We start from the raw sequence: 22,212 nt of genomic DNA, 5'->3' as shown, positions 1-22,212 counted from the left end.
TACAAGCACTTGTTTTATATAATAAAAATATGATCCTAATTATTAATTAGCTAAATAACTAATTATTCTAATTTTTAATTAAGCTAGCTTAGTTAAAAATTTATTTTTTAAGTTGTTTTACAGCTGAATAAATAGGATTTATAAATTTAAAAACTATAGTAAGATGAATGAAAGTTATTTATATTACTAAACATTGAAATAAGGAAGCATCTGACACGCATGTCTGCAAAAATTATTACTGTTGCTAACCATAAAGGCGGATGTGGCAAAACAACGACTGTTGTACACCTAGCCTCAGAACTTGCCAATCTTGGCTACAAAGTTTTAGTCATTGATTTAGATCCTCAAGCAAACGCAAGTTTACACATTGGGATCCAACATCCAAGCGAAATTGCTGTCACTACAGCAGAATTACTAGTGGGCGATATTTCGTTGTTGGCAGATGCATTACAAGAAGAAACGAACTTTGAAAAAGTATCATTAATTTATGGTTCCTTAAATTTAGGAAAAACTGAAGATCAACTAAAAGAAGAAGCTCCCCGTCCTTCTGAAGAGTTAAATATCAAGTTAAAACTATTAAAAGATCTTTATGATTTTATATTGATCGACTGTCCACCTAGCCTTAAATTATTAACAAGCAATGCCTTGGCATCTTCAACACATGTCATTATCCCTATCGAATCAGGATCACAATATGGATTGTATGGGGTAACAGATCTTTTAAATCATCTTGAAAAAATCAAACGTATTAATCCAGATTTAGAGCTTTTAGGCGCTTTACTAATTAAGCATGATGAACGTCAGAATGTCTGTAAGCTGATTCGGGATGAAGCCTTGAAACAGGTAGGTAAAATTTTAGAAACCACAATTCCTCAAAGTACTAAAGTCAATCAAGCAGCGATTCTGCAACAACCACTTTTGAAAGTAGAAAAAAATTCAAAAGTACGTAAGGCTTTTGAAAGCCTTGCCAATGAAATTGTAGTGAAAATTAAAACCTGAGAGCATTATGGCAAGCACCAAAGAGCTTTTAGCTCAGAAACTGAAACAGAATACAGAAAAACATCAGCAAGCACAGAAAGACAATATTAAAGAGCCGAAAGAGTTTAGACGTAATGTCCCTATTGAGGATATCAGCCGAAGTCCAAACCAGCCGCGTAAAATATTTGAAGAGTCACAGTTAAAAGAACTGGCGGATTCTATTAATGAAATCGGCCTTTTGCAGCCCATTACAGTGCGTAAACTGGATAATCTGAAATATGAACTGATTGCAGGCGAGCGACGCTTACGGGCACATCAATTACTCGGAAAGTCTGTGATTGAAGCCATTATAATTGATGCAAATAATGTAGAAGCATCTTTGTTAACCCTGGCAGAGAATTTAAAGCGTCAGGATCTGACAGATTATGAGATTTTTATTGGCCTGAACTCACTTGATGAGAAATTAAAGAAAAACAAGCAACGTTTAGCCAATTCACTGGGTTTAAATCGCGAAGATATGTACAAGTATTTAGCATACGAAAAACTGCCGCAAGCAATTTTAAATGACCTTGATGTGGAACCAGGCTTGCTAGGCCGTACTGCTGCAACTGCATTCAAAAAATTTCTATCGGATCATCTTGAACAACTCTCTGAAGCCGAAGTGGCCTTACTCGGAGCTTGGGAAAAATTAAAAGACAAAAAACTCGAGCAAAGCAAAGTTACTACTTATGCTGAAAAACTATTGAGTCAGAATCCAGAAAAACTGACCACAACATCCGTGGTCAGAAAAATTGAATATGCCGGTAAGATTGCGGGGAATATCAAACTGAATCAAAAACAGCTTAAGGTTTCTCTGAATATCTCGGAAATTGACGAAGCCAGTCTCTTACAATTAGAAGATTTCTTAAAACAGCTGATTCAAAAAAGCGAAAAAGTGTAGCAAGTTGCTACACTTTCTTAGCACCCTGAAACTAATTACATCCTCATGCATTATTGAAATTTATTTTCTTAAGTATGCTTCTTTACATTTGGTCTTTGAGAGTACTGTTACTTCGGACTGAGATTAAATTCTGCCTTTCTTCTTGTGGAGTAGTTTTATATTTATCCGGAAATATTATATATGTCCATATAAGCACTCCCAGTTTTCAGGTTTTGTATCAAAATAATCAATTCTTATCAGATTTTTCGATAGGGAAGTATATATGCTGGTGGAACATAAATAATTTGGTGGTGTTTCAAAAGGTATGCTGCCGTTAAAAAAATACGTTATTAAGGTAAAAGAAAGTAAGCATCCAGCTAACACAGCCTTACCAAGCGATCCTATAAGCCTTAATTTAGTTCCCACCTAAAAACAAGTGGAGACTTAATCTATGAACATGGATATATATTCAGCAACACCTCCTGTTGCTAAAAAACGCAGAACATACAGCAAAGAATTCAAATTCAGTATTGTCAATGCCTGCAAAAATCCTAATACCTCGATCGCTTCGGTCGCACTGCAACATAGTATTAATGCCAACCTTGTCAGTCGTTGGATCAGGATCTTCAGCCATCATGATGGTGCCGTGCAGGATCCTACTCATGTGAATCCAGCATTTATTGCTTTGCCTTACACTGCTGCAATCAGCCAACCTATTGATGAGAGGATCACGTTGTGTATCACCGTGCCTCATACGAATAATGATATTCAGCTAAAATGGCAGACATCAGAAATACCTGCCTTGGCAGAATTACTCAAGGCACTGGCAACATGATCCGTATCAATGAAATTTGGCTCTCTACCCAGCCCATGGACATGCGTGCAGGTATGGATACGACCATGGCTCAGGTGGTGAGAGCCTTTGGCTACATCAAACCGCATTGCGCCTACCTGTTCTGTAATAAACGTGGTCATCGTATGAAAGTGCTGGTACATGATGGACTGGGCATCTGGCTGTGTGCCAGGCGGCTGGAACAGGGAAAATTCCACTGGGCTCAAGTTCACCAAGGTGAAACCGTGGTCCTCAACCCGGAACAGTTACAGGCATTAATCCAGGGTTTGCCCTGGCAGCGCATTGGACGACAGCAAGTGGTAACAATGCTCTAAACCAAGCTCGGCTATTCTGCTATTCTCCAAACGTTCTATTTCATTCTCTTCATGACCTCAGGCATACTGCGGTCATGAATACGCTGCCTGACTTAAGCCAACTGACCCATGAACAACTGCTGGAATTTACCCGGCAGTTGGCGATGCAGCATCAGTCTCTAGCACAATCAAACCAGCAATTAGATTCTAAAGTTCAACATCTTTCTATTCTCAATCAAAAATACGAGCATGAACTGGCGCTGTTTAAAAAGCACAAATTCGCCCAAAAGAATGAACACTTAACGGCAAAACAAATCCATCTGTGGGATGAAGCGGTTGAAGAAGATATTGCCGCGGTTGATCTAGAACTGGAACGGCTAAATGCAGATAAAACTAATGCAGCGACACAGAAAGCCAAAACCAATAAACCTAAACGTCGACCACTGCCAGATCATCTACACACCATCCGTATTGAGCATGAACCTGCATCAACCCAATGTGCTTGTGGCTGCCAACTCCGTCGTATCGGCGAAGATGTCAGTGAAAAACTGCATTTCAGACCGGCACAGTTCTATAAGGAACAGCATGTGCGTGGTAAATGGGTCTGTGATCAGTGTGACACCCTGACTTAGCAAGCGATGCCCGCCTATGTGATTGATAAAGGCATTGCTTCACCTGAACTGCTCAGCCATGTGCTGGTATCGAAATATGCCGATCATTTGCCGCTGTACCGTCAACGTCTGATCTATCAGCGGGCGGGAATCGAACTTTCTAGATCAACTTTATCTCTTGCGAAGCAGTGCTTCTCAGATAGGTCGCTGCGGTGTAGAACTGGAACCTCTGGCCAATGCCTTAAAAGAGGTAGTGCTGCAACAGCAGGTGCTGCATGCAGATGAAACACCAGTCACCATCATGCGGATGGGTGAGAATGATAAAAAACCGAAGAAAGGTTATGTCTGGGCCTATGCCACTACACAGTACAATCCAGTTCAGGCGGTGATCTATGACTTTCAGGATAGTCGTTCAGGCCAGCATGCTGCAGAGTTCTTGAAAGGCTGGCAGGGTTATCTAGTCTGTGATGATTACAGTGGTTATAAAGCACGCTTTAAATCAGGCCAGGTCATTGAGGTGGGCTGCATGGCCCATGCACGTCGTAAATTCCATGAACTGCATGTAACTGGGAAAAGTCAGGTCGCTGAACAGGCATTAGTGCTGATTCAGAAACTGTATGCGATAGAAGCAGAGCTCAGGAAAAAGACCGATGGTACAGCGGAAGACCGCCGCGAATACCGACAACAGCATAGTCAACCAGTGATGCAACAACTATATGAATGGCTCAACCAACATCATCTGACGGTGCCATCGAGTTCTCCCACCGCCAAGGCCATCAATTACACTCTGAAGCGTTGGCCAGCTTTAAGCCGCTATTTGGATGATGGCAATCTACCGATTTGCAATAATTGGGTAGAGGTGCGACACGAAGTCGCTTAATGAAGTTGTTCCCCCTGCGGGAACCACCCGTGTCACCGGGTGAATCTAGAAGGCTGAATAAAGAGCGCCTTCGACAATGTAACGAGGCACCGCAAGGTGCGGGGTATCAATCGTGAGAGGCGTACTCTTCTGGCAGCCATAGCCGGACAAGGGCTAGATAATCGGTATGGTGAACACATGTGAATCTGCGCAACGATCGTTAAATTGAACGAGCGGAAATGGCTAATACGCTCGAACCAAAACGGTAATGGAGGTGGGAATCGCGTCTTTCTACTACGCATTCGTGACCCATACGCCTCCCGGTCGATAGCAGGCACCTAAGCCGATGTACTTCAGTAAGCGGAACGTGGAAATCCCGTATTACCCCCATTGGGAAAGCAGTTTGCAAAAACTGCCCATGGTGATGCGGGCGAAGGAACGAGGAAAAAGCGAATGCCAGTCTGTAATGGGTTGGATAGAGGTTGAAACATTACCTCACGCGAAAGCGGGCTGACGTCCTTATGGTCTCTCATCACAAGAGAGTGTGTAGAACCCTTTTAATGGAGGGAGAGCAAATGAACGCAGCAGTATCAGCGTGTGCGCCTTCCAGCACATCGTGGGACAGCATCGATTGGATTGCTGTACAGCGTCATGTCAGAGGGCTGCAAGCGCGTATTGTGAAGGCGGTACAAGACGGCAGGTATAACAAGGCGAAAGCTTTGCAATGGCTGCTGACTCACTCGTTTAGTGGCAAAGCATTGGCCGTAAAACGAGTGTCTGAAAACAAAGGCAAAAACACGGCTGGGGTCGACAAGGTGACTTGGAATACACCCAAGGCCAAGACCGGTGCGATGATGTCGTTGAAGAGGCGAGGTTACACGCCCCTTCCGCTTCGGAGAGTCCTTATTCCGAAGAAAAATGGCAAGATGAGACCTCTCGGGATACCCACGATGAAATGCCGGGCCATGCAGGCGCTCCATCTGCTGGCTTTGGAACCCATCGCGGAGACCACTGCTGATCGGAACTCTTATGGATTCAGGGCTTTGTTGCACAAAGATTTCATAACTATATGATTTTAAAAGTTTTGATTGTTTTTTGATCCAAAATTAAATTTATTTAAATCAGATGCTTACATATTTATGCAACAAAGCCCTTCGTAGCCTGCTTTTTCTACGGCTTTAATTAAAGTAGCGCGATCAAGTGGTTGATGCGCATAAATGACTGCTTTTTCGGTAGCCAGATTTACATGAGCCGATTCAACACCCTCAACAGATTTTAAAGCTTTTTCCACACGGCCTACACAAGAAGCACATGTCATCCCCTCAATCTCTAATGTTTCACTGTAGTGTGGCGTATCAGTCATTTCGGTACTCATATACGATCTCTATCATTTAGATATGCTGAGTTCTATATGCGAAGATCAGCTCGAACCAAGATTAGGTGGAATTCAGGGATTACTTTTATTTCAAGCAAGTACAGGTTTTATCTGTACGATGAGGAAAATAAGAGAGTAAAAGTGGTAAGGAATTCCCACTGTTACTCTAACAGAGATTAAGCAGGATCAGCTGTAAATCCACGCTCACTGAGAGTGGCAATGACTTGATCCTGACTCACCGTTGTGTTGATTTCAATAATACGGTTTTGTAAATCAATATCGAGTGAGGCATTCGAGTCGAGCTCTTTAATTGCGGTAGTAATGCCGCGTGCACAACCACCACAAGTCATATTAGCGATGTGAAATTTCATATGTTGCTCCTTTTTAACAAAACATTTGTTTAAAACATTAGAACAGTAACTCTAAACTTTCACCATACAACCAGCCTTTTTCTGAATCAGTTACTCGCTGTAACTTGGTCTGTTTACAACCTTACAGTTTTCTTCAGAGTATTCCAAAGAAGAGTGTTCTAATGACTACAGTAAATAACACTAAATATAAAAAAAATGGAAGAATAATTTACTAAGTTATTGTTTTTAAGTTGATCCTTGTTTTATATGGGGGTGATAATAACTTCTGATTACTAGTTTTTACCTTAAATATACCGATTGAAAGATTCATTTAAAGGCTATGAATACATGAGTTTTACAGTTTGGCTAGGTCAGCATGAGTACTTTTCACAAGATTTAAGATCGACCATGAACGTGATTAAGTTATAGGGGATTGATGAAATAGTTTTTATGAATTTCTGGCTTTCTGGGCTGATTTTATCAAATTCATGTCTATGCAAAATTGCGACATATTTCTCGTGCTGGTAGTTATCCAGAGTTTGGTCTGCATCTATCCATAGTGCAGACCTTTTTTTGGTGACAGTTTTTTCTTAGTGATTTTCGATCTGGATGTAGTGATTTCACGTTTGCAGAATATATCTTGGCGGTGATCCATCTAATATTCGTGATTATAAAGAGAGCTAATTCACAGGTTCTACAGATTATGTAGCGACTAACTATATCAAAGTCTATTTGCAGTTGATGGTTGGCGCTTAGTTTATATTTACGCTTAGGTTTCAGTTAAAAAATCAATATTCTGTTGAATCCGTGATTGAATCATCTGTAGGGTAGATTCTCGAATTTGATGGGGATACAGGCGCTGCGCAATTTGACTAAATTGAAGTGCAATTTCACGCATGGTCAAGATGATCTCATCGACTTCTAGAGTAGTCAGATTAGCTTCTGAAGTACCGAGTTTATGTATGTCATTTCGGGAAATATTGAGCGCTTCTCCCATAATGTCCATTTGATGATAACCACCTGGACCCTCGCAGAAGGTCACATCATAGGCTGGAGCCAATTTCCATTGACCATTTTTCTCCATGAGAAATGAAAAGTTCTTAGTATGGTCATCCCGATTATTGAAAAGCACATTAAACACAGCACGTTTAAAAGCATGCAATCTTTCTCGTACATCTTGCGTACACATCAAGGTTGCCCGGAGAAAATTGCGATAGTCTAGGCTACCTGGAACTTTATAGTCTGCTCCTGTATATGCAGCCAAACTCTGCATTGGAATCCGCATACCATTTTGACGATCGAATCGTTTAGAAGCAAAAGCCGTTAAACCATTGGGCAAATTAAAGAAATGGGTATCTGGAGTCTCAATTGCACAAAGTCGCAAACATTCTGCATAGACGGCTTCAATGGCGCAGACTTCAGGATGCTCTTGCTGAGCAGGAAACTTAATCAGCCAGGCTTCATGTTGATCAGAATCTTGAGTCGAAAACTCTAAATTGACAGGATCTCGGTAAACCAACGCTTTTGGTCTGGCACCTTGAGGGGAGCCACCCATGACCAATAAATGCTGTAGAAATTCACCACCTTCACCTTTGAGTACTTCTTGAACTTCCTGGGCCAGTTGTTGTAAAGGGATATTTTCTGAGGTTTGCATGTCAGCAACACAAGGTTCAAAGGAGAGGGCACCCATTGCGTGACTACTAATATAGGTCAGACGCTCCAAAGGTCCAATTCGTGCTGAATTTAAGCCAATTTTTTTGAAATATCGATCCATCAACATCATGCCCCAACCATCTGGTAAAGCGTCATAGACTGGACCTGGGAGTCCCATTTGATGAGTAGGAAAACCTTGTCTGAATGGTAGACCTTTTAAAGGCAGCAAGTAAGAAGAGAGCTCAACACCTTGCTGTATTGCTTCTGGACTATATTCAAAAGCAATGGTGGGTCTACCTGTCGTGGCTGTTGAACTAATCAGCGTTCCCCATAACCATGATTCGCCCCAACCGTTGTAATAAACATTAAGTCTATTGAGCATTATCCCTTCCTCTTAATACGGTGGCGCTTACTTTGACTCTCATAGCGAAGAATGTCATTCACACTGTTAAGCTGAGGTTTAAATAGTTCCTGAAGTTCGTTTAATCGACCCAAGACCATTGCAATACGGACTAAATTTTCAACAGATACATTTCGTCCCGCTTCAAGATTCGAAACTGTATTCACGCCGACACCAGCGCGTGCTGCTACCTCAGCTTGAGACATCTCCAGAAAGAGTCGTTGCTTACGTAAACGCTCACCTAAAAGAGTCACAACTTCTTCTGGTTTAGTGAAATATAAATCCATTAAATTGGGTCTTAAGAATGAATAATTTAATTAAATCACAAAATAATGGAATTAATCTATAGCTATAGTGTGGCTAAGGAGGGCTTTGTTGCACAGCACATCAGAAGGGTAGGTATAGTCCTTGGGTATCGGTTACAGAAAATCATCAGGATGTACTTTGACTGATTGTTGATACGGAGATTTCAGTATTTTCATTTTTCCTAATAGGTCACATTACTTAGAAAGGGTTCTTCGAAAATTAGTTCATACTTTAAAAATCCTATAAATATTGAGGATATTTTCTTAATGCTTTCAATATAGCATGCGGCTATATGTAACTCGAACGGGCTTAATCTGCCTTTCAGTATAAATTTTTTGGTTCTTTGCACTTTAGCGTGAAGATTGTTACGATATGGACTCATCCATGAGATAACCCGCACATGAGCGCTACCAAGAAAGCAGACAAGTAAGCCGCAGCAACCTTCGTTTTCGGTTGTTGCGGCGTTCTCAAGAACCTAGTTGCTCTGCAAGAGCGCCGCCAAATTCTTAACTTAAGGAGATGGCTTCGTGCGCTCAAAAGATTTTTCTTGGCGGTATTCTCTTCCCGCCACGCTATTGCTGTTATCACCATTCGATTTGCTGGCGTCACTGGGCATGGATATGTACCTGCCCGTGGTGCCTTTCATGGCGGATGCACTTGGGTCCGGTGCAGGGACGATCCAGCTGACGTTGACGGCATACCTGGTTTTGCTTGGAGCCGGACAGCTTCTCTTCGGCCCACTGTCGGATCGGCTGGGTCGCCGCCCCGTTTTACTTGGTGGCGGGATTGCCTATATTGCGGCTTCATTCGGCCTCACCGTAGTTTCATCGCCAGAACTTTTTCTGAGCTTCCGCGTTCTTCAGGCCTGCGGCGCTTCGGCATGTCTCGTTTCCACTTTCGCGACGGTACGCGACATCTATTCGGGCCGTGAGGAAAGCAACGTCATCTATGGCTTGCTCGGCTCTATGCTTGCGATGGTTCCTGCGATAGGCCCACTGCTAGGAGCGCTGGTCGACGCGTGGCTCGGATGGCGCGCAATCTTCGGCTTGCTAGGGATGGCAATGATAGGCGCTGTTATCGCAGCCTGGCGACTCTGGCCAGAGACTCGGCGGCACCGGACGGCAGACCTACAGTGGTCGCAGCTATTGACTCCTGTGAAACACCTGAACTTCTGGCTGTACACGCTCTGTTACAGCGCGGGGATGGGCAGCTTTTTCGTCTTTTTCTCGACCGCCCCCTGGCTAATGATGGGGAGGCAAGGGTTATCGCAACTTAGCTTCAGCTTGCTATTTGCTACAGTGGCCATCGCTATGATGGCTACAGCGCGAATCATGGGACGACTGATTCCCCGGTGGGGAAGCCTGAAGACCTTACGAGTGGGAATGGGGTGTCTGATGGCGGGAGCGCTGTTGCTCGCTGTTGGCGAGACATTGGCACCGGTCTCGGTGCTTGGCTTCATCGCCCCGATGTGGCTCGTGGGTGTTGGTATCGCCACTGCGGTATCGGTGGCACCCAATGCCGCTCTTCGAGGTTTCGATCATATCGCTGGGACCGCTACAGCAGTCTACTTCTGTTTGGGTGGACTACTGTTAGGGATTATCGGGACACTCATTATTACGCTTTTATCGACTGGTACCACCTGGCCGATCATCGCTTATTGCCTCATCCTCGCAACAGCAGTGCTTTGTCTGTCCTGCATCAATCCCAACAGACGCCATCTCAGCCAAGAAGAACATGATGCCTTGGCGCTACAAGGCACCGATAGCGCGCAATCGGTCCATGATCATGACTAGCGCTGATGTTTGGAGCCTGTTCTGGAAGGGCTTTTCGCCAGCGTCTCATGGGCTTCTAGATGAACAGACTTTGCTGATCCGTCTTACACACGACGAGGAGCATACGCCAATTTGTAGCCGATGCGATTGCCCTTGTTTCCTGGTACATGACATCAATTGGCGCCGAGTTCGCGAGTCACCAATTATGCAGTATCGCGTCGAGTTGGATGTACCTGTGCGGCGGCTGCGTTGTCCACAATGCGGTCCAACCAGAGAGCGGATCGATTGGCTACCACCGCGCTCCCGTATTACGCAATCATTGCGCAACTGGATTGAGAAATTAGTACAGATGCTGCCCGTCAGTCATGTTGCCAATCTTTTGGGCTTGCATTGGCATACAGTCAAGACTATTGACATGGAGCGGCTCAAACGTGATTTGCACGAGCCAGATCGAAGTCGATTGCGCCGCCTGATGATGGACGAATTCGCCTTGCACAAGGGTCATCGCTACGCCACGGTGGTCGCCTGTGCCGACACCCAGCAAGTGGTGTGGATTGGCGAGGGCCGCTCGCGTGAGGCGATCCGGCCGTTCTTCGAGTGGTTAGGCGATGCCCGGAACCAGATCGAGGCAGTGGCCATGGACATGAACTCAGCCTTCGATCTTGAAGTGAAGGCCCAGTGCCCCAACGCGGTGGTGGTCTACGACCTGTTCCATGTGGTGGCTAAGTATGGCCGCGAAGTGATGGATAGAGTGCGAGTTGATCAGGCCAATCAACTGCGAGATGACAAGGTCGCCCGCAAGGTGATCAAAAGCAGCCGTTGGATACTGTTACGCAATGCTGACAACCTTGAGCCCGAGCAGGCGGTCAAGCTGGACGAACTCCTGGCCGCCAATGCGTTCTTGACTACGGTGTACGTGCTCAAGGACCAACTTAAGACGCTATGGTTTGCGGAAAGCGAGACGACGGCCAGAAGCGCCTGGCGGGAATGGGCCGGCATGGCCCTCGGTAGCGGAATTGATGCTTTGGTACGATTTGCCAAGAAGCTGGAGCCATATATGGAGGGTATCGTTTCCAGTGCCCTCCACCGGCTGAACACCAGCGTGCTGGAGGGCATGAACAACCGGATCAAAGTCATTAAGCGGATGGCCTATGGATACCGCGACACGGACTACTTCTTCCTCAAGATCCGTGCTGCATTTCCCGGCAAAGTGCGATGAACTAATTTTTTGGGCGTGAGAGGGGAGAGGTGTGAGGGCAAGCAATTTATATCGTGGATACTTCTAAATTACTTATGTAATAGAAGGTGGTAAACATGGATTTAGAGGTAATAACACTAAATATAAAAAAATTGGAAGAATAATTTATTAAATTATTGTTTTTATGTGGTTATTGGTGATGTTATGAATAATAATAACTTTTTTCTTGATGAATTTTACCTAAAAAAATTGATCAGATAATTTTCTTTAAATGTCATGCATACATAAATTTGACAGTTTGAAGGGATCGGTATGTGCATTTTTCACAAGGTTAAAGATCGACCATAAATGTGATAAATGGCAGAGGATCATTGAAAAATGAATGGATTTAAACACTACATGTATGCACGAAAAAAAGTATCGCTGCGGTTCTGCTGACAGGCTGTATTGAGCATTGAATGCAAATGATGTAGTAATTGTCTACAGGCTATAGGACCAGCATGAAGAAGAATGAAATGTAGTTGCCAATTTATAACCTTGGTTGAAAAGCATAGCATTGTTATTCGGAGAAGTGAGGTAAGCCATCCTTCTCTTATTCATTTAAAATGATTCTTACTCAACTGATCTCGACTCATGGGCTGGTTCCAATTAGACGGATAATAACTTCCATCCCCTATCTTTTTCTTACCACATTTCTTGCATTTAATCCCTTCTTTGGAGATTTGATTCAGCATCACTGTTGTCGGTTGAATCAAATCAATGACATAGTTCGTTGGTTCAGGAAAAGCAGAAGAGGCTGCTTTATTGCAAAAGAGAACATTCGGATCAAATGGATTGGATTGCACAAAAGCCATGATACAGCCACAGAGTAATTCACCTGCATGTAATCTGTAACATCCATTCAGGTCATCAGACGAAGATTAATCTGAAATTTAAGCACTAAACACCATAAATCTATGTATGGGCAGACTTTTTTGAGACATATGTTGATAAACATGCGGCAAGTTACATTGCTTAAAAGTCTATCTAAGTTAACGATCTATTCAATTCTGGATAAGTAATCTGAATATTACGATCCTAAATTACCCGAAGAGTATTAAGATTTCTAAGAATCGTGATTGTTGGTTTATTTGGGAAATTAATCAGTGGATTGAAGCAAAGATGATGGCTCATTAAGGATTGTGGGCTTCGACTACTTAAATTTTAGGTATTTTGAATAAAGCATATTTCAAAAATCTTAATTAATGGATTTAAATTACCATAAAAACCTTCAATATTGGCTTGAATCCATTGTTGTTGAGAGTCAATGCGAGACCAATCAATACCATAACCACAATGAGCAATCAGATGCTCAAAGAAAATCCGTTGTGTACGTCCATTACCTTCACGGAATGGGTGTATGACATTAAGCTCACAATACAAGTCGGCAAGTTGAGGAATCAGTTGTTGTGGTGCTAAGCCTTGAAAGTATTTTTTTTCTTGAAGCGGTTTGAGTAGTTTATTGGTTTCAATTTCAATACGGGAAAAATTACAAAAACGGGTGTCACCTTTGGAAATATCGATTTGTCTTAACTTTCCTGCCCAGTCGTATAAGTCGCCAAAGAGCTGCGCATGAATTGATTTTAAGTATTGTAAGTCGTAAGGTGGTTCAGCATATTCAATTAAGTTACTTGCCAATCCAGACAGTTCTAGTTCAGCTTGTTCTAAAATTTGTTCATCACGAATATTGAGTTTGTTCTTTAGGATATTTGTGCCAGGGTAACAATACAGGCTGTCACCCATTTCCCCATATTTATCCATACATGCACCTGACTAAGATTCGGGTTGCGAATACTTCTTATATTTTTGCAAGATTTCAGCTTTACTTTGTTGAGTTGTTTGAGCTGTCGTTGTAATGCCTTCAAGCTTTAGGCTGGCTTGATAGTTTTGCGAACGTGTCGCTTGAATATATTTTCTTTTCTGTTCAGTGGTTCTGAGCATTTCGAAACTCCATTGATGCTACACGTGAAGTAAGTATAGCAGAGAATCTTTTTGATCAATGCTGCATACACAGCATTTCTAAAATGTAATACAACGGTATTGTTTCATGTAATAACAGAAAACTAAAAAAAAGTGGAAGAATTCTTAAAATTTAGACCACCCATGATAAGTAAACCATATGTATTTGTTGATAATTGTAATTTTGAGAAAATTTAGTTGATAAATTAAATGAATTTTAATATACAAAGATATGCTCATTTTTTATATCGATAAAAATGTTAAAATTTGACTATTTAGTAAAAAATATAGAGATATTTATGGGGCAATTTATCATGCCCTTTTGCTTTGAGCGACAAAATGTTCAATTTAAGATAGTAAAAATTAACTCAGAACTACTGAAAATCAAAAAGATTAAACAGAGCCAGAAAGTAGTAGTACAAGCAAAGTTCAAAATAATCTATGTGAAAATTTGGCAAAAAATATTGCTATTAATGCAAACGGAGCCAGGCTTACGTGTGCATTCTAATTATGTTGCAATCTTACAGTTGATACATAATCTTGATGATTTTATCGAAAAATCACAACAACACTTGTGCTTTGAAAGAAAAGCTCAGAAAGAACTGGATGCTAAATTTTTTGCAAGATTTTTTAAGCTAACAAAGAATTCAATAAAGGATCAACTTTTACCAAATCGTTCTGATCACAATGAATTTAAACAATGCAACGTGATAAAAATATTAAGCGAAAATGAATATGCCAAACATTGAAACACAAGAGCAATTCTTAGATTTAGCAGAAAAATATCAACAAGATTATTGTCTATTACGTGATGATATTGTAAATACACAATTTGTCGATCTATCAGATGATTTGTATAAAGATGTCTACGCTCTATACAAATTAGCACAACAAATTTATAGCTATATATCAGGCTCCAGACAGATCGGTAAGTATTCTTTTTTAGCTGCTGTGAGTTTTTTTGCATGTCCAGATTCTAGTAATACACAAGAGCTGTCATCGCAACGTTATTTGATTCTACAAGCGAGTTTTTTAACATATCGGCAGTATCAAGAATTTGCAAAAATTGATAAAGCTGAGAATAAGCAAAAACATGTTTGTGACCTATTACGCTATGTCTCACGATATGTGCTGGATTCTAATCATGCTGAATTATTTCATGAATGTAGTAAGCTGCTAAATTGTTATGTCACGTACGAACGTAATTTGAAAAAAGAGGATCGTAATCAACTTTTTAATATTAAAGATTTCGAACAAGTACAAGTCATAGAGTATTTATCGGCTCTATTAATAATTTTTAAAAGACTAGATGATCGTCGTGTAGTTCATCGTCAGCGTAAGTCAAAAAAAAGCAAAGTTTTGCAATGGCCGACGAAAAATGAACTCAAAAAATTTCGTGAAATTAAAACGGGTAAGCAAGTAGATATTGGACATAACGCAAAGATTAGTATTTATGATGCCGCTCTTCACAAAGATGAAGAGGGTGAAGTTGATCTATTAGATCCTGAAATGGAGTTTTATTCAGAAGATGAAAAGTCTAAAAATTTAAATTATATACTCAGCGATAATGCGACGCATCTAATGCGGCATCGCCAGCGCCGTCATGCTCCTTTTGTTACAAATCCACATTATTTGGCGCCAGATATACTGAAGCAAATTGTTTATGTGTTGAGAACCGAGTTATCCGGGCACTGGAGGGATGCTGCAATCGCTGCAGCATGTTTATTGTCACTTTTGACGGGATTATCACCCGTCGCACTGATGGATTTTAACGAGCTTATTCAAGATGGAATTTTGATCCAGAATGGTTCAAGTAGACGTCGCGAATATTTACTCAAATTAAATCTTAAAATTACAGAGCAGAAGATTAAGAGCTTAAATCATGTGCGGTGGAATGAAGTGATGACACATCAACTACATTTACCTTCTGCTTGGTTTGACTATATAGAACAAGCATCGAATCCACTAATTTCATCAACACACATTAATACGAAACTTAAGAATTGGCTTGATAATCGGTTTGTAGGTTCGATCACTGTAGAAAAACTGCAGGCTCAATTATATTTTCATATATATTATGAAACATATAATGAATATCTTGCTCATGTAATTGCTGGGCGGGATAGTCAGCATCACATGCCTGGTATCTATTATGGCGGGCTACCGAAAACTCAACTCAGTAGCACATATCTAGCCTTTTTAGAAAAAGCACTTACACCACATTCCACACATTTTACTGAAGACACGGCTGAACTAAAAATATTGCAACAACAATTCAAAGTGCAATCTGCATTATCTATAGGAAGGATAGGGAGCCAACTGGCACTTGAACCCAATTTTGTGAAAGAGCAATTCCATATTTTACATAGACATTGTCACGAAAACATCCAAGAAGATAAGCACATTATTAATCAACTTAATGCATATGCGTGTTGGATGTGGCATATCAGTTTGTTGAGTTTGGCAAGTCGGCCTAAAAAAAACCTGTTGGGGAATTTGGATGATTATTGTGTTGAGCTCAAGCTTTTATATGTGAATGATAAAAAAAATAGTAAAGCAAGAAAAGATGGTCGTTTTATCCCTTTATCTGATTTTTTCATAAAAACACTGCAAAATTACACTGCCTTTTTAGAACAAATTATTGAAGCGTACGGTTCATTTTTTAGACAAGTCTTTGCAAAGAAGAAGATAACTGTAAATGATCTTTTTGGTAAGGTCATTTTTAGTAAAGATATCTTGCCGATAACTGTCAAAGAATGGCAGAGCAGGAAAATTAAGTTAATCCCTTTATCGAGAAAATGGGTGAATTCATATATGCAAGGAGTCTTTCCAAAGAATATGTATTCGAATTGGTTACGTCATTTTGACATGAACTTTTTGATGCATGAGCAGCAAGAGGGTAAACCAGCATTAGCTTTTCACTTAATTCAGGCCCTGTATGGTCATGACCAACGTGACCGAGAGGCTTTTCATCCGCATTCTTCACTTATCCCGAATGTCTATGTACAGCAAGCCCGCCAGCAATTGCAAGATAATGTCAAATCTTTATCGATTAAACACTTAGAGCGAAAATAGTTGTATGCAAAAAATCAAAGAACTAATAAAACCACAACTAGATGATCTATTTGTTGATATTCATAAAATGGTGAAAAAGTCGCTAGATAGACAGCCTTCTCCACCTGAAGTATTGACGAAAGAAATGCAGCAAAAACTTGATCAGCAGATCGCTGAAAAATGGCATGACATTAAAGATAGTGTTGATTGTTTGAGTCAAAAGTTGAGCCGAGACGAACAATCAAAACTGATGCAATTTACTGAAGATGAATTTAATAAAAGAAGGAAGCAATTCAACCAGAATGTAGATAAAAAATCATACAGAATTAAGCTAAATCCACATACTAAACGGATCGTACTGCCTAGAAAAATTGAGAGTACAGAGTCACGGTTAGAACAGGGGCATCTACATATCCATGTACTTAAGGAATTAAGGCAGTATTGGCAAGATTCATTTGAATATTGGAATGAACCAAAGTACTTATGGGGAAATTTATGCTTAAGTTTTATATATATTTCAGGCTGTGCAGATGAACAGCATTTGATTGCTATTCAGAAGCAATTGCAGGAGGCCATTGAGCTTGGTACAGATCTGAATTGTTTTCGGTTATACCATTCGGACTACAAAAAAATCACTAATCCATTGTTACTACATTATCGTGTTGAAAACTCTCAATATGGCAACGATGTAGAACAGGGAAAGTTGTACCAATGGAAACATGTTTTTTTTAACCCATATGCGCAGTTCATTTTGCAATATTTAAAAAAGTTGAAAGCTGCTCAGAAAGAATTTTGTCTGCAACATTCAGTTGAAGATTGTATTTTAGAAAGCTTGAGTAAGATAGGCAGGAAAAAAAGTCTTGGGGATCTGCAATATCAAATTAAACGCCGTGGATTTCGTGCATTTAATGATGTGCAAATGGTACTCGAATTTAATCCAAACCTCAGCATAGATATATTTTTGAGTAATGTGCTTCAGCAAGAGATTAATACTGTTGCTTTAAGGCCATCCGAATTTAGATTGCTGTGGAATAATGATTACAATCAAGTCACAGAACCAGATAATCGCCCTATTCATTTTGAACAAGAGCAGTTACTTCCTGAAGTTCCGACTGTTCAAAGCAAATTACAAACGATTCCGTATGAGTTGATGTTGTTTGGTCAAAAGAAACGTAAAGGTCAAAAAGTTGAGCGTTTAGATAAAAAGAGGAATAAAGAAGAACGCACGCTACGTTTTTGGCAAGAAACTAGAAGGGTGTTAGAGGAGAAGATAGTTGATGCTAATACGGAGGAAAAGTCTTTAATTGATGCTCAACTACGCTTAATTCACTGGTTAATGCATTTAAAAAAACGAGGGCTTCAATTATCAACTATTGAAAGCTACTTAGGATCGTTTGGCAAAGAATTTATATTTGAGATTTGGCTCAATAAATTAGATTTAAAGCAACAATCCATAGATGACTATGAGGATTTATATCGGCAGCTATTGAAATACAGCAGTGAACGTGATGAAAAAGCAGTTCAACGAGATTCGGTGAAAGGAAAAACCTCTCGTAAGATGCACCAAAGCGCAGAATACCGTTTTGGTCGCCTAAAAGATTTTCATCAATTCTGTATAGAGAATTATGATGCTCCAGGGGTATTGGTGTTACAGAATTCAAGTTTTAAGCATTTACAAATTTGCAATGCACGGCTAGTGAGTCCTTTGCTATTTGGCAAATTATTGGAAAAACTAGAAAATTTAAGTCAAGAGCCAACGGCATCAGAGTGGGTCGATCATCTGAGTTGTTTAAAGCTGATGTATTTACTAAGTTATAGAACTGGACTTCGATTAAATGAAGTTCGTTGTCTTAAAATACAAGATATTATTTGCCCAGAGCTACTTTATAAAGAAAAAGAAAATACAGTTTTTAATAATATCACGCTTCATATCCAAGACAATTCATATCGCCGTCTGAAAACGCGAAGTGCGAATCGTCAAATACCATTGAAAATTGCATTGTCAGAACATGAGTTTTTAGTAGTACAACGTTACATACAACATCGTTATGAGCAATATTTGGTTAATCAGCAGGATGATCTACTTTTTAGTGTGAATCATCGTGTATTAACTGATCAATGTATCAGCAAAATTACAGTAGATTTGTTTAGTCAAATATTAGGTATGCATCATGGCTTTAGTTTTCATACATTACGCCACAGTGCTGCTAACTATCTAGCAATAACTTTGCTCGGTTCAAAAGAAATGATCAAGACCTACACAGATTGTCCTTGGGTAAAAGCAAAAAAGATGAGGGATTTATTGTTTGGTATGAAAGCACGTGCTCAAGAAGAGATTATTCAACATAAATGGCAGGTGCTCGCCTCTTGGATGGGGCATAGCAGTATTGAGCAAACGGCTTCAAATTACCTTCATGTTTTGGATTTATTAGCAGTCGATCGAATTTATAATTCGCCGTGTATCATTTCAAAAAAAGTATTAGAACAGTGTTTTAGTCCAGTGAAGTCAAGTACAGACTACATAAACCTAAATCGTTATACTCAGCAGCAGAAATGGTTTAATTCTTATCAGCAAACACAGCCAGTTACGATGGCTGGCCGACAAGAAAAGAAGTTTAGTATAGAGAAGAGTACTCTGACACCTTTTCAACGTTTGATAAGTTTTAGAGAAGGTCGATTAAGCGAAGATACCCAAGCTCAAGAATGGATGCAACGATGTCAATGGATGAGCACTAAATGGATGGATCGCCAAAAATTTAATTTAAAAACGAATTATGTTTATAGTAAGAATTTAGAAGAGAGTTGGTTTGATGAACTTTACGAAAAGGCTAAAAAACTGACTCGTCCAGATGAAATAATTCCTCTCCTTGATTTTCATTATAAAGATGATAGGCAGCAAGATGCACTGAAAGAAAAGAACATGGTTAAGGCGCTTAAAATATTATTATTATTTGGAAAACTGCGTAAGAATTTTCTACATTTTCAATGCCGAATGAAAGGTGATGAGCAACAAATTGTTAATTTTATTACTGGTATAGAGCCAATGTTAGGAGATCATCTGTATTTAGAAAAACAAAACTACCCAGTTAATTTGGATGCTCCTGAGCGAACCGTTAAATTTAGTTTTCAAAGAGTTGTCGGCTCTAACAAAAAAAATGTTACTCCGCTGGTTATATTTAATTTAATGTTAAAAATGATGCAAAAAGATGAACTCTGGATCAAATAGCCTAAGCATGTTAAAGGGGAATTGTTTAGAAATTTCCCTGTTTATAAGTAAACTGCCTTTATGAAAAGCACCATGCTGACTTGGATTAATAAGCGGAATGTAGTATCACAGTTTGATCGCTGGATTTACGAAAATGGTGTGAAGATTAGCGGTATGGTAAATCGATGAGCTAAAGTGTTGTAGTCCAAACTCGATCTGACAATTACCCATTTTTTAGTGTGCCCGTCAGGTTAAATTTGAACTGAATTTTTCTCAGCCCAAATTCATTTCCAATCAAGTTATGTTTCAAGTGGCGTGCGAACACTGCACAATTTAATTCACGGTGCCTAAGACAGGTATCAACTTCGGACCAGCCATTCTAGCTTTGCTAATGATTTCCACCAGCTCATCATAAGTCAGTTCAAACTTATCCTCACTATCAAATACATAGACCATATTCTTGCCTTCATGTTCAGGTGGAGTAGGTGGTACAAATCGTTTCGGGATAAGAATTTGTGCGAGTTGTTCGTCAGTTAATTTAAATAAGTGCATGTTTTTATCCTACTGTTCCTTAAAATGTATTCAAACATACTCAAGGACTAATTCGCACTCTGTTAATGTCTTGTTGCCAAGCGTGTAACTAGAGCCTGAGTCGGTCAGTTCCGACTTGTAGCGGTCAGTCCGTTCTTGCAATATACGCTTTACAGTTTTGTAAGGCGTATAACGACTTATCTCATTGTCGTTTAATCTTGCAAGCACGTTTCTCGCAGCATTCCAATCAGCTTGCACAACTTCCCCATTGAAACGGTGAAAACGATCTCCCTTACGTGTACCTATTAAAAGGCCATGCAAGAAAGAATCACTTTGCGAAGTATATGCAGAATTGACTAGATGCACCGTAGAACCTCTACGGTGAGATATAGAAGTTAGGGCATTAGCTAACAAACCTTTAGCCCATGTATTTAAGCGTCTATTGGTGTTTTTGCCATAGTTGCGTTTACTTTGAATTGGGGATGTTAAATCTTCCGCAACAATCACTTTGGCTTTATCAACCAACTTGTGAGTTGCTGTAAATATTAATGTTTTGAGCTTTGCTTTTTGAGTATCTTGTCGCTTATCTAGTTTTTTTCGACCTAGATTATTTAACTCAATTTTCTGTTTCTTGTGCGGTTTGGCTTTAGAAATCGCTCTGAGCTTATTTCTACGTTTGTACTTTTGATTTAGGTAGTCTGATTCACTTGAGATCAATTTACCTAAACCATTGCCATATACTTCACCATCAGAATCCACAAAGGCTTCTGAATAACCTTTATCAACACCTACGGTTTCCTGACCACAATCCTGTGTTTCAACTGCATCATAAGTTGAGTGAACTTCAACATTACCGTTTTTTAGAATGATTCTAAGTGTGCCTTGTGGCGCAAAATCAACAGTGGTGTTTAGTGGAATTTTAATGGTTTGTCGAGGGACTAGACTCGGCACTTTAAGCCAACATTGACCATTTAACTCAAAAGTTTTACACATATCCGCACGAACAATAATTTGATTATGTGTGTGATTAACACCATGCTTAAAGTGATTACGCATTTGACGATGGAGGAAATTATCAGTCATCCATTCATCTTTTTTAAGCAAGGTGTATAGTCTTTTTTGTTCATTATTACAGGAGGTACGTTTTCGGATCGCCTGCTTTACTTTGTCTTTTGATGCTTCTCGATAGGCTTTAATATCACCTATGCAATCACGTAGCGTTTCTTTCCACGCATTTGCAGAAACACCAAAGTCACGACTTTCTTTCATCCACGCATCACGAATAGCTCTGTCACTGATATTCAAACCTGAAATAGCACCATATTTAGCCCACACCTCGCTACGAATACGACCAAGTAAAACAGCTTGTTTCTCAAGCTGTTTGTACTTTTGCACATTCAAGTTTTTACAATGGTGGATGCGTGTTAATTTCACAAAGTCATGCCTAGGTTAAGGGATTGGATAATCAATAGATATGGATGCTAATATACCAAGACACTCACCTAAAATACAAAAGATAATCATTTAAATCTCTAATAAATACCCACCTTGCCACTACTGAATCGACATAGACAAAATGAGAACTTATGCAAATATTTGTCTATATTTTTAGTTATAGTTAATTACTCTCGTAAAACAGCTGACGAAGTCCGAGATAGAATCATTGCGTCAAAACAAACGTGATGCTTATGCACTTATGATGAAAATGAATTAATTATTATTTAATTAAGCTCTGTACACGACAAAAATAGATAACTCATTGAAATAATGTCACAATAATTGTTTTCTAACGACGAATACTATGACACATCTCAATGAGTTATATCTTATCTTAAACAAATCTCTAAAATGGAACAA

At 39.9% G+C, this 22,212-nt stretch carries 18 protein-coding genes and 3 pseudogenes; 12 read left to right on the top strand and 9 right to left on the bottom strand.

The genetic code is table 11. The annotated features are described in order from the left end of the window. The first annotated feature begins 219 nt into the window (after positions 1–219). The 6 genes and pseudogenes from FTV04_RS15225 to FTV04_RS15200 form a co-directional block, all read left to right on the top strand. Positions 220–999, top strand: coding sequence for a ParA family protein (locus FTV04_RS15225; protein ID WP_179990956.1), 780 nt, complete (start codon positions 220–222; stop codon positions 997–999). 7 nt (positions 1,000–1,006) lie between these two features. Beyond that, a complete protein-coding gene (locus FTV04_RS15220) occupies positions 1,007–1,918 on the top strand; it encodes a ParB/RepB/Spo0J family partition protein (RefSeq protein WP_119879449.1) in 912 nt (303 codons plus the stop codon). A 430-nt stretch (positions 1,919–2,348) separates the two neighbouring features. Then, the gene (locus FTV04_RS15215; RefSeq protein ID WP_179990955.1) at positions 2,349–2,732 is read left to right on the top strand and encodes a transposase; all 384 of its coding nucleotides are present in this window, start codon (positions 2,349–2,351) and stop codon (positions 2,730–2,732) included. Continuing rightward, positions 2,729–3,064, top strand: a complete 336-nt coding sequence (gene tnpB / locus FTV04_RS15210) for an IS66 family insertion sequence element accessory protein TnpB (protein ID WP_179990954.1) — start codon at positions 2,729–2,731, stop codon at positions 3,062–3,064. Before FTV04_RS15215 ends, tnpB begins: the two co-directional genes overlap by 4 nt. 74 nt (positions 3,065–3,138) lie before the next feature. Then, positions 3,139–4,513: pseudogene (locus FTV04_RS15205) on the top strand (IS66 family transposase); the annotation flags it as partial. A 575-nt stretch (positions 4,514–5,088) separates the two neighbouring features. Beyond that, positions 5,089–5,553, top strand: a pseudogene (locus FTV04_RS15200) (reverse transcriptase N-terminal domain-containing protein); the annotation flags it as partial. 113 nt (positions 5,554–5,666) lie between these two features. Here the strand turns inward: FTV04_RS15200 and FTV04_RS15195 are convergent. From FTV04_RS15195 to FTV04_RS15180, 4 genes and pseudogenes are all read right to left on the bottom strand, one after another. Next, positions 5,667–5,888: pseudogene (locus tag FTV04_RS15195) on the bottom strand (cation transporter); the annotation flags it as partial. A 176-nt stretch (positions 5,889–6,064) separates the two neighbouring features. After that, the gene (locus FTV04_RS15190; protein WP_179990953.1) at positions 6,065–6,259 is read right to left on the bottom strand and encodes a heavy-metal-associated domain-containing protein; all 195 of its coding nucleotides are present in this window, start codon (positions 6,257–6,259) and stop codon (positions 6,065–6,067) included. 748 nt (positions 6,260–7,007) lie between these two features. After that, the gene (locus tag FTV04_RS15185; protein WP_000934717.1) at positions 7,008–8,273 is read right to left on the bottom strand and encodes a type II toxin-antitoxin system HipA family toxin; all 1,266 of its coding nucleotides are present in this window, start codon (positions 8,271–8,273) and stop codon (positions 7,008–7,010) included. Beyond that, a complete protein-coding gene (locus FTV04_RS15180) occupies positions 8,273–8,578 on the bottom strand; it encodes a helix-turn-helix domain-containing protein (protein ID WP_000366814.1) in 306 nt (101 codons plus the stop codon). Before FTV04_RS15180 ends, FTV04_RS15185 begins: the two co-directional genes overlap by 1 nt. 546 nt (positions 8,579–9,124) lie before the next feature. On the opposite strand from FTV04_RS15180, the gene cml reads away from it, so the two are divergent. Both cml and FTV04_RS15170 read left to right on the top strand, forming a co-directional pair. Beyond that, entirely contained in the window at positions 9,125–10,390 is a 1,266-nt protein-coding gene (cml, locus tag FTV04_RS15175; RefSeq protein WP_020753574.1) for a CmlA/FloR family chloramphenicol efflux MFS transporter, read from the top strand. Further along, positions 10,383–11,588, top strand: a complete 1,206-nt coding sequence (locus tag FTV04_RS15170; RefSeq protein ID WP_020753573.1) for an ISL3 family transposase — start codon at positions 10,383–10,385, stop codon at positions 11,586–11,588. The genes cml and FTV04_RS15170 overlap by 8 nt, the downstream gene beginning before the upstream one ends. A gap of 575 nt (positions 11,589–12,163) precedes the next feature. Here FTV04_RS15170 and FTV04_RS15165 read toward each other — a convergent pair. The 3 genes from FTV04_RS15165 to FTV04_RS15155 form a co-directional block, all read right to left on the bottom strand. After that, positions 12,164–12,421 (bottom strand): hypothetical protein, encoded by a 258-nt coding sequence (locus FTV04_RS15165; RefSeq protein ID WP_004726728.1) that lies wholly within the window; start codon positions 12,419–12,421, stop codon positions 12,164–12,166. A 349-nt stretch (positions 12,422–12,770) separates the two neighbouring features. Then, positions 12,771–13,367: a putative adenosine monophosphate-protein transferase Fic gene (locus FTV04_RS15160; RefSeq protein ID WP_179990952.1), complete on the bottom strand. Its 597-nt coding sequence runs from the start codon at positions 13,365–13,367 to the stop codon at positions 12,771–12,773. Positions 13,368–13,379: 12 nt separating this feature from the next. Then, positions 13,380–13,547 carry a YhfG family protein gene (locus FTV04_RS15155; RefSeq protein WP_000946583.1) on the bottom strand — a complete coding sequence of 56 codons (168 nt, stop codon included), beginning with the start codon at positions 13,545–13,547 and terminating at the stop codon, positions 13,380–13,382. A 317-nt stretch (positions 13,548–13,864) separates the two neighbouring features. Between FTV04_RS15155 and FTV04_RS15150 the strand changes: the two genes are divergently transcribed. Genes FTV04_RS15150 through FTV04_RS17035 form a run of 4 tightly spaced genes read left to right on the top strand, consistent with a single transcriptional unit; the run spans position 13,865 to position 20,013 of the window. Then, entirely contained in the window at positions 13,865–14,314 is a 450-nt protein-coding gene (locus tag FTV04_RS15150; protein ID WP_127800793.1) for a hypothetical protein, read from the top strand. Then, positions 14,301–16,640, top strand: a complete 2,340-nt coding sequence (locus tag FTV04_RS15145; RefSeq protein ID WP_127800787.1) for a hypothetical protein — start codon at positions 14,301–14,303, stop codon at positions 16,638–16,640. The genes FTV04_RS15150 and FTV04_RS15145 overlap by 14 nt, the downstream gene beginning before the upstream one ends. Positions 16,641–16,644: 4 nt before the next feature. Further along, positions 16,645–19,845 carry a site-specific integrase gene (locus tag FTV04_RS15140; protein WP_127800785.1) on the top strand — a complete coding sequence of 1,067 codons (3,201 nt, stop codon included), beginning with the start codon at positions 16,645–16,647 and terminating at the stop codon, positions 19,843–19,845. A 60-nt stretch (positions 19,846–19,905) separates the two neighbouring features. After that, positions 19,906–20,013 carry a hypothetical protein gene (locus FTV04_RS17035; RefSeq protein ID WP_372551473.1) on the top strand — a complete coding sequence of 36 codons (108 nt, stop codon included), beginning with the start codon at positions 19,906–19,908 and terminating at the stop codon, positions 20,011–20,013. A 144-nt stretch (positions 20,014–20,157) separates the two neighbouring features. On the opposite strand, the gene FTV04_RS15135 is transcribed toward FTV04_RS17035, so the two are convergent. Then, a complete protein-coding gene (locus tag FTV04_RS15135; RefSeq protein ID WP_000550047.1) occupies positions 20,158–20,376 on the bottom strand; it encodes a hypothetical protein in 219 nt (72 codons plus the stop codon). A 30-nt stretch (positions 20,377–20,406) separates the two neighbouring features. Beyond that, a complete protein-coding gene (locus FTV04_RS15130; protein WP_168370265.1) occupies positions 20,407–21,789 on the bottom strand; it encodes an IS200/IS605 family accessory protein TnpB-related protein in 1,383 nt (460 codons plus the stop codon). Positions 21,790–22,212: the final 423 nt, after the last annotated feature.

The sequence above is a fragment of the Acinetobacter sp. YH12219 genome (assembly GCF_013417875.1).
In the GTDB taxonomy this organism is placed as follows: Bacteria; Pseudomonadota; Gammaproteobacteria; order Pseudomonadales; family Moraxellaceae; genus Acinetobacter; species Acinetobacter amyesii.
The sequence above is the reverse complement of the archived record's forward strand: the minus strand, read 5'-3'. Positions and strand labels throughout refer to the sequence as shown.